The sequence below is a fragment of the Microbacterium sp. Soil_C_42 genome, from assembly GCF_057656735.1.
This window is the reverse complement of sequence record NZ_JBDGJU010000062.1, coordinates 1-11494: the sequence shown is the minus strand read 5'-3', so window position 1 is coordinate 11494 and position 11494 is coordinate 1. Positions and strand designations below refer to the sequence as shown.

The window sequence follows — 11494 nt, the reverse complement described above, 5'->3', positions numbered from 1 at the left end:
GGAACTGACCGCGGCATAATCAAACAAGCTGACCCGCACGGTGTCGAGAAACTCCACCAACAAGCGGGACGTCACCCGCCCACGGCCCCCGCTCCTCCTGTTGCGTGGGCGGCCCGAGGCCTCCCCGCGCCTTCCGATGTGTCTGCCGCCCGAGGCCTCCCGCTGTGTCTGCGCCCCGGAGCCCCGCTCCTCCTGATGCGAGGGCGGCCCGAGGCCTCCCCGCTCCTTCCGATGCGTGTGCCGCCCGAGGCCTCCCCGCTCCTTCCGATGCGTGTGCCGCCCGAGGCTTCCCGCGCCTTCCGATGCGTGTGCCGCCCGAGGCCTCCCCGCTCCTCATTTGAGGACCGTTGCCGAGATGAGGGCGGCCCTCACCGAGTCGGTCCTCATCTCAGCCGAGATCCTCAATTGAGGAGCGGTCGTGGGAGGTTGCGCGCACCGCTCGACCGCGCCTCCTCCCCAAGGCGCCCGTGGCGGCGGTTCTCATCGGATCTCCGTGAACGCGGTGAACCGACGGCGTCGGGCATCCACTCTGAATCGATGGGAACAGTCACGTCGGAGCCGCCGTGGATGCAGCGACTGCACGCGCAGAACGGGATTGCCCGCCAGTCAGCCCTCCTCGGCAGGGACACGAGCAAACGCGATCTGGCGGACGCGGTGGCAGCGGGGTCGCTCTGGCGCATCCGCCGGTCCTGGCTGGCGCTGCCGAGCGCGGATCCGCAGCTGGTCGCCGCCGCACGCGCGGGCGTCGTCCTGGGGTGCATCACGCAGGCCAAACGGCTCGGATTGTGGGTGCACGGCGACACGTCACGGCAGCACGTCTGTGCTCCGCCGAGCTCCGGAGGCGTGCGGCTGGAGCCGGAGGAGAGCGCGGGAGCTCCGAAGACGATCGTCCACTGGTTCGTACCCGTCGTCGCCCGCACGCCGCATGTGCTGGAAGACGGGATCGAGAACACCCTTGTCGCGATCGCGCAGTGTCAGCCCTTCGAACATGCGCTCACCGTGTGGGAATCCGCGCTGAACAAGAGCCTGATCGACCGCGAGGTGCTCGCGCGCCTGAGACTGCCCGGTCTTGCCCGCGACATCCTCGCCGAAGCGACGCCCTTCGCCGACTCGGGGCTCGAGACCATCGTGCCGCGTCGACTGCGCTGGCTCCGCGTGCGGATTCTCCACCAGATCTGGCTTCATGGTCATCGCGTCGACTTCCTCGTCGGCGACCGGCTTGTTCTGCAGATCGACGGTGGCCACCATGTCGGACTCCAGCGCGACTCCGACAACCGGCACGATGCCGAGCTCATGCTCCGCGGCTACCACGTGATTCGCGTCAGTTACAGGCAGGTCATGGATGACTGGCCTCACGTCCAGCAGCTCGTGATGAACGCCGTCGCCCAAGGTCTGCACCTCGCGCGCTGACCCCGCGTTCCCGACGTACTGCCGAACAGCACCGTCCGCACGGCCCCGCTTCGGCGTACGACGAGCGTGTGCTCCTCAATTGAGGAGCTGCGCCCGGATGCGGAGCCCGTCCGCAGCGGACGGCCCTCAACTCGGCAACGCTCCTCAATTGAGGACGACGGCGCGCCGGAGCCGCGGAAACGCCGCGCACCGCGGCTCGATCCGCTTCCTCAAATGAGGAGATGCGCCGAGATGCGGAGCATCCGGCCTGTGCGCTCCTCACCTCGGCGACGGTCCTCAGTTGAGGAGCGGGAGGCAGCGGGAGGCAGCGCGAGGAGCGGGCGCCCCCGGGACGCGACGCGACGGAATGTGGGAGGACGGATGCCGCGGCCCGCGGCATCCGTCCCCCACACGCAGAGAACCCGCTAGACCTTGAGGTTCTGGCGCGGCACCACGACCTCGCGGATGATCAGCAGGATCGATGCCATCACGGGCAGGGCGACCAGGACGCCGACGATGCCGGCGAGCGCGCCGCCGGCGAGGGCGCCGATGAGGACGAGGGCGGCGGGGATCTCGATCGCCTTGTTCATCACGCGCGGGCTGACGACGTAGGACTCGATCTGGATGTAGACGAGGTACGCGATGAAGAAGATCAGCGCCTGCTCCGGGCTCGTGAACAGCGCGATGATCGACGCGAAGATCCAGAAGATCACGGAGCCGAACAGCGGGATCAGCGTGACCACGAAGGCGATGACGGCCATGAGCGCGGGGAACGGCAGCTGGATCACGAGGTGGAGGACGAACACCACGGCCGCGTTGATCGACGAGAGGATGACCGAGCCGATGAGGGCGCTGCCGACAGAGTCGGTGATGCGCTCGGTGAGGTCCGCGAGGCGCACGCGACTGTGGGCAGGGGCGAGGTCGTAGAAGGCGCGCTTGGCGGCCGTCAGCGACGCGAGGAAGTACAGCGTCAGCGCGATGACGATGAAGCTCGCCGAGATCGCCGCGACGAAGCCGACGCCGACCGCCAGCACACCGCCGCCGAGCGCCGCGAGGGTCGACGGCGCCGAGATCCACGTGGCGATCTGCTCGAGGGCTCCGAGCACCGCGACCTGCGCGTCCGGACTCAGCCGCGCGAACCATTCGGACTGCGGGATGTTCTCTACCAGCTCGGGGATCGCCTGCACCAGTTGCACGATCTGGGCGATGACCGGCGGCAGAACGAAGACGAAGAACGCCACCATGACCAGCGCGAAGCCGGCGAACACGATCGCGATGCCGGCGCCGCGCTTGACCTTGTGGCGTTCGAGCATCCGCACGATGGGGTCGAGGCCGATGGCGAGGAACATGCCCAGGATGATGTAGACGAGGATGGTCGAGATCGATGCGATGGCCGATCCGAGCACGATCGCGCCCAGAACGCCGATGGTGGCGAGGAAGCCCGTCGCGAGCGGATGGTCGAAGCCGGCGAGCACCTTCGCGAACCGGCGGGGGCGCTCCTGTGTCACCCCGACCACCTCTTCGGCGGACACGGACGAGGTGACGGGTTCGGCGGGGTCGGTCATGCCCTAATAATGGGGCCTGTGAACGCCGGGGGAACAGTCCGACGCGGCACGGATTTTCGTTGCTCGTCTGCCGCGTTTAGGTAGTACGGTTCTGCCAGGGGATGACCACGACACGGTCGGTCCCTTTGACTATTCGATTCCGACGGCTCGTTCCGTCGAGAAAGCTGGTGTGACATGGGTGGCGGCATCTGGGACTTCATCCTCTGGTTCTTCTGGATCTTCGTCTTCGTCGCGTACCTGATGGTGCTCTTCTCGATCATCGGCGACCTGTTCCGCGACGACTCGCTCAACGGCTGGCTGAAGGCCATCTGGATCCTGTTCCTGATCTTCGTCCCGTTCCTCACCGCGCTGGTCTACCTGATCGCCCGCGGCAACGGCATGCAGAAGCGCTCGATCGCGCAGGCGCAGGAGCTTCGCGCCGCACAGGACGCCTACATCCGCCAGACCGCCGGATCCGGCTCCAGCGCGACCGACGACATCGCGAAGGCCAAGTCGCTGCTCGACTCGGGCGCGATCTCGCAGGCCGAGTTCGACGCCCTCAAGGCCAAGGCGCTGGCGGCGTAAGCCGGCACCGGAACAGGAGAAGACATGACGACCTTCGACTACGGCCCGATCGAGTTCTACGCGATCGGCTTCGAGGGCGACCGCCCGGGCCCGGCGGTACTCCAGGCGATCGATGACCTCGTCGCCTCGGGCACGGTGAACGTGCTCGACCTCGTGTTCGCGCGCCGCTCGCCCGAGGGCGAGATCGAGGTGCTCGAGCTGTCCGACACGATCGACGACGGCGCTCCCGCCCTCGACCTCGCCGGACTCGCGGGCCAGGACGACATCCTGTACCTCGCCGAGAACCTCGAGCCGGGCTCGTCGGCCGCGATCCTCGTCATCGAGCTGCTGTGGGCGAAGTCGTTCGCCGCGGCGCTCTACGACGCCGGTGGCGCCGTCATCGCACGCGAAGGCATCCCGGCACCGATCGTCAACGCGTTCCTCGCCGAGAACGCGGACTGAAGGAGGAAAGACACATGCCACTCGGAAGAATGGGCCGTCCCGGCCTGATCGGCATGGCCGCCCGCACCGCTGTCGTCGCCGGAACCGCGACGGCCGTCTCGGGCAGCGTCGCACGCCACCAGCAGCAGAAGTACTACGACCAGTCGCAGCAGCAGGCGTACGAGGCGCAGGCTCAGCAGGCGGCCATGGACCAGGCGGCGGCGCAGGCCGTCGCCAACGCCCAGGCCTCCCAGGCTCCTGCGCCGGCCGCCGCGCCCGCTCAGGACGACATGATGGCCAAGATCACGCAGCTGGCACAGCTGCACGCTCAGGGCATCCTGTCGGACGAGGAGTTCGCGGCCGCGAAGGCCAAGCTGCTCTCCTGACGCGCATCGTCCAGAAGGCCGCGCTCCCCCGCCGGGGACGCGGCCTTCTGGCGTGTGGGGGGGGGACGGATGCTGCGCCCCGAGGTGATGCCTCGGCTCAGCCGCCGGGGCGGTCGTCGCCGCCGTCACCGAAGCCGCCGGCGTGCCGCTCCTCCCCCGGGGCCCCGGGCGAGCCTGCCAAGTCGTCCGTGTCGGACCGTCCGGCATGATCCTGACCGCCGACGTCGCGCGGCGCATCGTCCGCGGGCGCGGCACCAGGTGCACCGCCCACGGGTCCGCCCGGAAGGGCGAGCGCGTCGATCCGCTCGATCAGCGCACGCAGCTGTGCACGCGTCGCGGGCTCCTCGTCGTCGTGCTCGCGGGCCGCACGCTCGAGAACCCACGAGGCAAGCGTCGCCGTGATCACGCCGGCCAGCGCGACCCCGCCGAACATGAGCCCGACGCCGACCCATCGGCCGGCACCCGTCACGGGCGTGTAGTCGCCGAAGCCGGTTGTCGTGACGGTCACGCAGGACCACCAGATCGCGATGTCGAACGTGGTGATGTTCGCGCCGGACGCGTGACGTTCGGCCTCGAGCACGGCAAGCGACGCGATGTAGATCAGGATCAGCGATGCGCCCACGCCGTAGACGAGGATCTGCGTGCGCAGCACACCGCCGGCGGTCGTCTTCATACCCGGGATGTGCGTCAGGAACCGCAGCAGCCGGACGAGACGCAGCACCGGGACCAGAGCGAAGGCAAGCGCGGGCAGATGCCTGCGGAACCACACCCGCTTGTTGTCGGCGAGGCTCAGACGCACGAGATAGTCGGCGATGAACATCGCCCAGGTGACGAGCACCACTACTGTGGCGACGATCCAGGCGGGTCCCTGCAGGTCGCCGATCACGCGCCATGAGTAGGCGACGAGGTACGCGAGACTCGCGATGATCAGCGGCGTCTGGGTTCGCTTGTGCCAGGTGTGCTCGTCCACAGCCGAATCATGGCGCATGCCGTGCCGCGGTGCGCGTGGACGCGCCCCGTGGTGCGGGATCGTGTCGCCGGCGATCCCCGCGACGCGGACCCCTGCCGATATCGTGTGCCCATGCCCGGTCCCTCCTCCGCCTCGCCCGCACCGGCCACGCCACCGGGACCGCAGCTCACCGTCCGCCGGCTGGTGCTGCTGTCGATCCCCGCGATCCTCATCGGCGTCCTGTCCGCGCTCTCGCTGCGCGCCGTCGATCTCCTCGCCGATCAGCTGGACGATGGGCTCTGGACGAACCTGCCGGAGTCGCTGGGCATCGCGCCCGACTCGCCGTGGTGGATCTTCGCCGTGCTGACTTTCACCGGAATCGCGGTCGGGCTGGTGGTGTGGCTCGTGCCCGGCCACGCCGGGCCCGACTCGGCGACGACCGCACTCGCGGCCGCGCCGCTCAAGCTGTCGGTGCTGCCCGGACTCGCGGCCGTCGTCATCCTCGGCCTCGCCGGCGGTGTCAGTCTCGGCCCTGAGAACCCGATCATCGCGATCAACATCTCCCTGGCAGTGGCGATCATCGCCCGGGTCTCGAAGTCCGTGCCGCCCGCGCTGATCGGTGCGCTGGCCATCTCGGCGACGATCGGTGCACTGTTCGGCACACCCGTCGCCGCGGCACTCGTCTTCACCGGCATGGTCGGCGAGTTCAAGATGGGCGGCTCGCTGTGGGACAAGCTCTTCCTCCCGCTTGTCGCCGCAGGCGCCGGCTCCGTCACGACCTACCTTCTCGGCGGCGGTTTCGGAGCGCAGTCTCCGTTCGACCCCTACGGCGCCCCGCAGCCGTTCGATCTGCTGACCGGGTCGCTCATCGCGTGCGGCGCGGCCGCCTTCGGCCTCGTCGGCATCTCTCTCTTCCCGCTGGTGCACCGCGCGTTCCACGCGCTGCGGCATCCACTGCTCTTCACAGCGCTCGGGGGCGTGGTGCTGGGCCTGCTGGGCGCGATCGGCGGACCGATCACCCTGTTCAAGGGCCTCGACCAGAGCGCAGAGCTGCTCGCCGACCCCGACGCTTACCCGCCCGGGCAGCTCACGATCATCCTCCTCGTCAAGATGGCGGCCCTCCTGGTGGCGGCGTCAGCGGGATTCCGCGGCGGTCGCATCTTCCCCGCGGTCTTCCTCGGCGTGGCGGCGGGCCTGCTGGGCGGCGCGCTCCTTCCCGGGCTCCCGCTCTCACTCGCGGTGGCCTGCGGCATCCTCGGCGTCGTCCTGGCGATCGCGCGCGACGGCTGGGTCGCGCTCTTCGTGGCCGTCGCCCTCGTGGACGACATCACCGTGCTGCCGATGCTCTGCATCATCGTTCTGCCCGCGTGGCTGGTCGTGACGCGGGCGCGCGAGATGCTCATCACGCCCGACGACCTCGCGCGCGAGCGCCCGCCGGCCCGCCTCCTCTGGGAGCAGGGGGCCTCAGTCCGCTGACGCCGCCTGCCACGAGTCCTGCTGCAGCGCCGCCGCGTTGCGGATGAACAGCACGATCCACGTGAACACGAGGATGCCCGCCACGAGTTCCACGGCGGTCAGCGTGTAGTAGCCGATGAAGAAGAACACCGCGAGCAGCAGGGTGACGGCGAGGAAGAGCCAGCCGAGCACGACGAAGGCCCGCGAGATGCCGGTGATCCACTTCGGAAGCGCGATGACGAGCACGCCGAAGGCCGCGACCATGCCCGACGCGACGCCGGTGTGCAGCGCGAAGAACTGGTCGACAGGGAACACGCCCACAAGTCCCAGGAACACGCCGAGCACGATGAGGGTCACGCGCACGCGCCCGATCCCCTTCGGGTTCTCCGTCGGGATGCCGCGCGTGGAATAGCGGGCGAGCGTCGTCACGAGGAAGCCGGCGACGATGATCGTGATGTTGAACGCGAAGGCGGAGACGTTCGACGACATGCCGAGGGCGCTGAGGTTGTCCTTCCACCAGTTCGGGTCGCTCGCGGTCAGCATGCTGGCGAGGACGCCGAACACCAGGAACACGGCGAGCACCACTGCCAGCAGCTGCAGGTCCATGTGCGTCGCGGAGTAGAACGCGAGATAGCCGCTCATCGCGGCGGTCGCCCCCGCGAGGATGAGCACCGGCAGCGCGAACACCGTCGCGCCGATGAAGGCCTGCTCGAGGACGACCGCGAGCAGCGTCCATCCGAGCAGCGCGATCACGCCGTGCGCGAAGGCGAGGGCCGCGACGTCGATGTAGTCCAGCACACGCAGTCGGTCGCCCCCTTGATGACGGTGCACGACGATCCGGCCCGCGATCACAGCCAGGAAGGCGACGACGCCCGAGGCGATCGCCGCGAACTGGCCGACCGAGCCGGGACCAGAGATCGGCGCGGCCTGGAACTGGAACGCGATCAGGGAGACGAGGGCGACGAGGACGAAAGAGATCGCGCCGACGCCGAGAGCGAGCGCCTCGAGCGATCGCTCGCTCGAGGCGTCGAAGATTCCTCCGCTCCGGCGGGGCGAGGCGGGCTGCTCGGGGGTGGGTCGATCGAGCGAGGTCTGGGTCATCGGAGGCTCCGGGAGGTCTCGGGTGGTGCGGGCGAGAGGTGGGTCAGGATTCGGTCAGCGACTCGCGGGCGGCGGACGCGGGAGTAGCCGTGCGGTCGCCCGACAGCCACCGCAGCCATAGTGAGCCAGGGTCGCCCTCGAGCACCAGCGTCCTGACGAACAATGTCAGCGGGATCGAGAGGATCGCGCCCAGCGGGCCGATCACGAACGTCCAGAACACGACCGAGAAGAAGCTCAGCGTGAGGCTGAGGTCGACCGCGTCGCTCACGAACTTCGGCTGCACGAGCACCTGCAGCACCACGTTGACGACGCAGTAGATCGCGATGACCGCGAGGAACATCGGCCAGCCCCCGACCACGAACGCGAGGACGGCCGGCGGGATCAGGCCGAGGACGAACCCGATGTTGGGGACGAAGTTCGTCACGAACGCGAGCACCGCCCACACGATCGGCGCGGGGACGCCGAGGGCCCACAGCGCCAGGCCGTCGATGATCGCGACGATCGCGCCGAACGAGGCATTGACGACGTAGTAGCGGCGGACACCGGTGTTCAGGCGTCCGATCCGGGCGAGCACGGGGCGACGGCCGGCGCCGAAGACCCGCTCCGCGTCGCGGTACCGGGCGGCATCGGCCGCCGTGAAGATGATGTACGAGACGACGAAGAAGAGGGCCGTGACCACCCCGATCACCGTGCCCCCGATGCTCCCCACGAGTCCCAGCAGCGCCTGGGGGTCGAGCACCGAGGCCGCCGCATCCGTCGCCTGCTGATCGAGGCCGGCGGACTGCAGCCACGCGAGGAAGTCGTCGAGGCTGCCGCGCAGCTGGTCGAGGTAGTCGGACACGAGGCCCGCGAACTGCACGCCGGCGACCCACAGCAGCACGCCCATGACCGCAAGCACCAGGTAGGCGAGCAGGATGACAGCGGTCGTACCCGCCCAGCGGGGCCAGCCGCGGCGCTCGAGCGGACGACGGACGGGCTCGCAGATCACGACGAGGACGATGGCGAGCGCCAGCGGGCCGATCAGGCTCCGGGCGAAGTACACGCCGGCGAGCACGATCACGCTGGCAGCGAGCACGAGGAGCACGCGCAGGCTCGGCGAAATCGCGGGGGGCGGAGCGGGCTGCGCGGCGCGGGTCACGGCGACAGGGTACCGCTCTTCCCGGTCGGTGCTGCTCAATGCCACACTGGGCCCATGTCTACGATCGACGCCTCGCCCATCGGCCGCACCTGGGCCCCTCTGCCGTCGTACGCCGACCACATCGCCGATGGCCGCGCCGCCCGCGAGCACACTCCCCGGGAGTCGCTCGCCGAGCTGCCGACGAACGACCGCGACCCGATGGCGATCCTCGACGCACAGGACGCGGACCGGGTTCCCGAGCTCGTGCCGGTGCGCACCGAGCGCATGGCCGCGAGCGCCTTCGCGTTCTACCGCGGGACGGCCGCGCTGATGGCCGCCGACCTCGCGCGTTCGCCGTCGAGCGGCGTGAGCGTCGGGTCCTGCGGCGATGCGCACGTGTCGAACTTCGGCCTGTACGCGTCACCGCAGCGCACCCTCGTCTTCGACCTCAACGACTTCGACGAGTCCGCCTGGGCGCCGTGGGAGTGGGACGTGAAGCGCCTGGTCACCAGCATCGTCATCGCCGGGCAATCGACCGGGCGCGCCGACTCCGTCGTGCGTGAGGCATCGCTGGACGCGGTGCGCGTCTATGCGCGTGCGATCGGCACCGGCGCCAAGCGCAGTCCGCTGAAGCGCTACTACGACCGCTTCGACGCCATGGCCGCCGAGCGAGCCGTGGACGCTGACACCCGCGCCGCCATCGACTCCGCGATCAAGGAGGCCGAGAAGCGCACCGGCGCCCGCGCGGCGAAGAAGATGACTCAGGTCGGCGCGGATGGCAGGGTCGTCTTCGTCGAGGCGCCGCCGACGATGACCCACATCGACGCCCAGTCGGAGGAGCGGGTCCTCGGCGTCTTCGACCAGTACGTGCAGTCGGCCAACATCGACATCCGCGCGCTGCTGCAGAAGTACCGCATGTCCGACATCGCGCTGCGCGTCGTGGGGGTGGGAAGCGTCGGAACGCGCTGCTTCGTGATCTCGATGCAGGACGGCGACGACGGCGTGCTGCTCCTCCAGGGCAAGGAGGCAGGCAGAAGCGTGTTGATCCAGTACGGCAAGGCCGAGCAGCCTGACGTCGTCACGCGGTTCATCGATGAACACGGCGACGGAGGCCGCGTGGTCGGCATGCAGCGCATCCTCCAGTCGGTGTCGGACCCCTTCCTCGGTTTCGTCCGCCGTACGACGTACGGCGCCCAGCGCGACTTCTATGTCCGTCAGTTCCGCGACAAGAAGGGCGGATTCGACATGGACGAGCTCGACGACTCCTCGTTCCTCTGGTACGCCGACGCGTGCGCGGCGACGCTGGCCCGGGCGCACGGCCAGTCCCCCGCTTCCGCGGCCGTGGCGGGCTACGTCGGCGGGGGCCGCGTGGCGGGCGAGGCGATCCTGGAGTGGGCGTACGCGTACGCCGACCTCTCACGCGCCGACTGGCAGCTGTTCCGCGCGCACCGTGGAGTCGACGCGGCGAGCTGAGGGTCAGCGGCGGTTCTGCAGCCGCAGGCGCAGCGATGCGACGAGCATCTCGAGACCGATCTCGAAGGCCGCGTCGCTGCGCTCGGCGCCGTGCGCGGCATCCGTGATCAGTCGTCCGAGCGTCGCGGTCGGCACCGTCGGCTGCCAGATCTCGTCGGGTGAGGCGAGGTCCAGGCCGAAGCCGATCGCGTAGGCGTCGACGATGGCAACGATCGCGAGCACCTCGTCGTCGGGCACGCCCGCGTCGACGAGCGCGGTGGCGAGCCGGTCGTAGCTGCCGATGACACCGGGATCGGTGATCGTCTTGCCGACGATGAGCGGCACGATCAGCGGGTGATCGGCATACAGGTGGCGCAGGCCCCGCACCGTTCCCGTCACGATCTCGTCCCACTCCCCCGTGATCGGCTCGGGGAAGTACCGGGCGCCGAGGCGTGAGCGCATGAGCTCGATGATGGCGTCCTTGCCGTCGACGTGGTTGTACAGCGACGACGGCGTGACCCCGAGCTTGCGGGCGAGGGCATTGACGCCGAACGTGTCGCCGGAGTCGGCGAGCTCGATCGCGGCGTCGGCGATGAGATCGACCGACAGCAGGTTCACGCGAGGACGCGGCATCCGTCTCCCTCCATCCCGGTCAGCCTAGCTTCGGCGGGTCTGCCGTCATCGGAGCTTCCCGGATCCGTCACATCCGTGCAACAATAAACGAATACCGTTCGTTTACCGGCCAGGCTGGCCGGGTGTCGCACACCGTCGTGCAGGAAACGACAGAAGGATCCCGTATGAACGACCTCACCGCTCGCGTGCCCCTGCGGTTCCCGACCGCAGCCGCGACCTTCGCCATCGGCATCGCCGGCTACCTCGGCGTCAACCTCTCGCCGTACATGATCACGGCCCTGCAGACCGGGTTCGGCACGGACGTGCTCACCGCGAGCTGGATCGTCACCGCGACGCTTCTCGCCACCGCGATCACCGGTCTCGCGACGGCGCCGCTGTGCGCCGGAGCGCATCGCCGCACGGTCGCGCGCATCGGCCTGGCGGCCGGGCTCGCCGGGTTCGCCGCGGCGGCGCTCGTCCCGTC

11 protein-coding genes and 1 pseudogene are annotated in these 11494 nt (G+C 69.4%); 7 read left to right on the top strand and 5 right to left on the bottom strand.

Annotation, left to right across the window (positions count from 1 at the left end; translation table 11 throughout):
- The first annotated feature begins 537 nt into the window (after positions 1–537).
- Positions 538–1410: an endonuclease domain-containing protein gene (locus AC3A46_RS18955; protein WP_487666615.1), complete on the top strand. Its 873-nt coding sequence runs from the start codon at positions 538–540 to the stop codon at positions 1408–1410.
- A 404-nt stretch (positions 1411–1814) separates the two neighbouring features.
- On the opposite strand, the gene AC3A46_RS18950 is transcribed toward AC3A46_RS18955, so the two are convergent.
- Complete coding sequence (locus tag AC3A46_RS18950; protein ID WP_487666614.1) at positions 1815–2954, bottom strand: AI-2E family transporter; 1140 nt, start codon at positions 2952–2954, stop codon at positions 1815–1817.
- Positions 2955–3128: 174 nt separating this feature from the next.
- On the opposite strand from AC3A46_RS18950, the gene AC3A46_RS18945 reads away from it, so the two are divergent.
- From AC3A46_RS18945 to AC3A46_RS18935, 3 genes are read left to right on the top strand one after another with little or no spacing between them, the layout of a single operon-like run.
- Positions 3129–3518, top strand: a complete 390-nt coding sequence (locus tag AC3A46_RS18945) for an SHOCT domain-containing protein (RefSeq protein ID WP_487666613.1) — start codon at positions 3129–3131, stop codon at positions 3516–3518.
- Between the two features lie 24 nt (positions 3519–3542).
- The gene (locus AC3A46_RS18940; RefSeq protein ID WP_056365956.1) at positions 3543–3959 is read left to right on the top strand and encodes a DUF6325 family protein; all 417 of its coding nucleotides are present in this window, start codon (positions 3543–3545) and stop codon (positions 3957–3959) included.
- Positions 3960–3988: 29 nt separating this feature from the next.
- Positions 3989–4324 carry an SHOCT domain-containing protein gene (locus tag AC3A46_RS18935; protein ID WP_487666616.1) on the top strand — a complete coding sequence of 112 codons (336 nt, stop codon included), beginning with the start codon at positions 3989–3991 and terminating at the stop codon, positions 4322–4324.
- A 97-nt stretch (positions 4325–4421) separates the two neighbouring features.
- On the opposite strand, the gene AC3A46_RS18930 is transcribed toward AC3A46_RS18935, so the two are convergent.
- Positions 4422–5294 carry a potassium channel family protein gene (locus AC3A46_RS18930; RefSeq protein ID WP_487666612.1) on the bottom strand — a complete coding sequence of 291 codons (873 nt, stop codon included), beginning with the start codon at positions 5292–5294 and terminating at the stop codon, positions 4422–4424.
- Positions 5295–5405: 111 nt separating this feature from the next.
- Here AC3A46_RS18930 and AC3A46_RS18925 point away from each other — a divergent pair, with 111 nt between their 5' ends.
- Positions 5406–6749, top strand: a complete 1344-nt coding sequence (locus tag AC3A46_RS18925; RefSeq protein ID WP_487666611.1) for an ion channel protein — start codon at positions 5406–5408, stop codon at positions 6747–6749.
- On the opposite strand, the gene AC3A46_RS18920 is transcribed toward AC3A46_RS18925, so the two are convergent.
- Complete coding sequence (locus tag AC3A46_RS18920; protein WP_487666610.1) at positions 6738–7829, bottom strand: DUF998 domain-containing protein; 1092 nt, start codon at positions 7827–7829, stop codon at positions 6738–6740. The two genes, AC3A46_RS18925 and AC3A46_RS18920, sit on opposite strands and share 12 nt — an antisense overlap.
- Before the next feature lie 43 nt (positions 7830–7872).
- On the bottom strand, positions 7873–8967 hold the full coding sequence (locus tag AC3A46_RS18915; RefSeq protein WP_487666609.1) for an AI-2E family transporter: 1095 nt from the start codon (positions 8965–8967) through the stop codon (positions 7873–7875).
- Positions 8968–9021: 54 nt separating this feature from the next.
- On the opposite strand from AC3A46_RS18915, the gene AC3A46_RS18910 reads away from it, so the two are divergent.
- Positions 9022–10419, top strand: a complete 1398-nt coding sequence (locus AC3A46_RS18910; protein WP_487666608.1) for a DUF2252 domain-containing protein — start codon at positions 9022–9024, stop codon at positions 10417–10419.
- 3 nt (positions 10420–10422) lie between these two features.
- On the opposite strand, the gene AC3A46_RS18905 is transcribed toward AC3A46_RS18910, so the two are convergent.
- Positions 10423–11031: a TetR/AcrR family transcriptional regulator gene (locus tag AC3A46_RS18905; protein ID WP_487666607.1), complete on the bottom strand. Its 609-nt coding sequence runs from the start codon at positions 11029–11031 to the stop codon at positions 10423–10425.
- A 164-nt stretch (positions 11032–11195) separates the two neighbouring features.
- Between AC3A46_RS18905 and AC3A46_RS18900 the strand changes: the two are divergent.
- Positions 11196–11494 (top strand): annotated as a pseudogene (locus AC3A46_RS18900) (MFS transporter); the annotation flags it as partial.

Excerpts from the sequence above, each read along its gene's own strand:
- AC3A46_RS18955 (WP_487666615.1), top strand. The coding sequence starts at position 538 with ATGGGAACAGTCACGTCGGAGCCGCCGTGGATGCAGCGACTGCACGCG.
- AC3A46_RS18950 (WP_487666614.1), bottom strand. The coding sequence starts at position 2,954 with ATGACCGACCCCGCCGAACCCGTCACCTCGTCCGTGTCCGCCGAAGAG.
- AC3A46_RS18945 (WP_487666613.1), top strand. The coding sequence starts at position 3,129 with ATGGGTGGCGGCATCTGGGACTTCATCCTCTGGTTCTTCTGGATCTTC.
- AC3A46_RS18940 (WP_056365956.1), top strand. The coding sequence starts at position 3,543 with ATGACGACCTTCGACTACGGCCCGATCGAGTTCTACGCGATCGGCTTC.
- AC3A46_RS18935 (WP_487666616.1), top strand. The coding sequence starts at position 3,989 with ATGGGCCGTCCCGGCCTGATCGGCATGGCCGCCCGCACCGCTGTCGTC.
- AC3A46_RS18925 (WP_487666611.1), top strand. The coding sequence starts at position 5,406 with ATGCCCGGTCCCTCCTCCGCCTCGCCCGCACCGGCCACGCCACCGGGA.
- AC3A46_RS18920 (WP_487666610.1), bottom strand. The coding sequence starts at position 7,829 with ATGACCCAGACCTCGCTCGATCGACCCACCCCCGAGCAGCCCGCCTCG.
- AC3A46_RS18910 (WP_487666608.1), top strand. The coding sequence starts at position 9,022 with ATGTCTACGATCGACGCCTCGCCCATCGGCCGCACCTGGGCCCCTCTG.
- AC3A46_RS18905 (WP_487666607.1), bottom strand. The coding sequence starts at position 11,031 with ATGCCGCGTCCTCGCGTGAACCTGCTGTCGGTCGATCTCATCGCCGAC.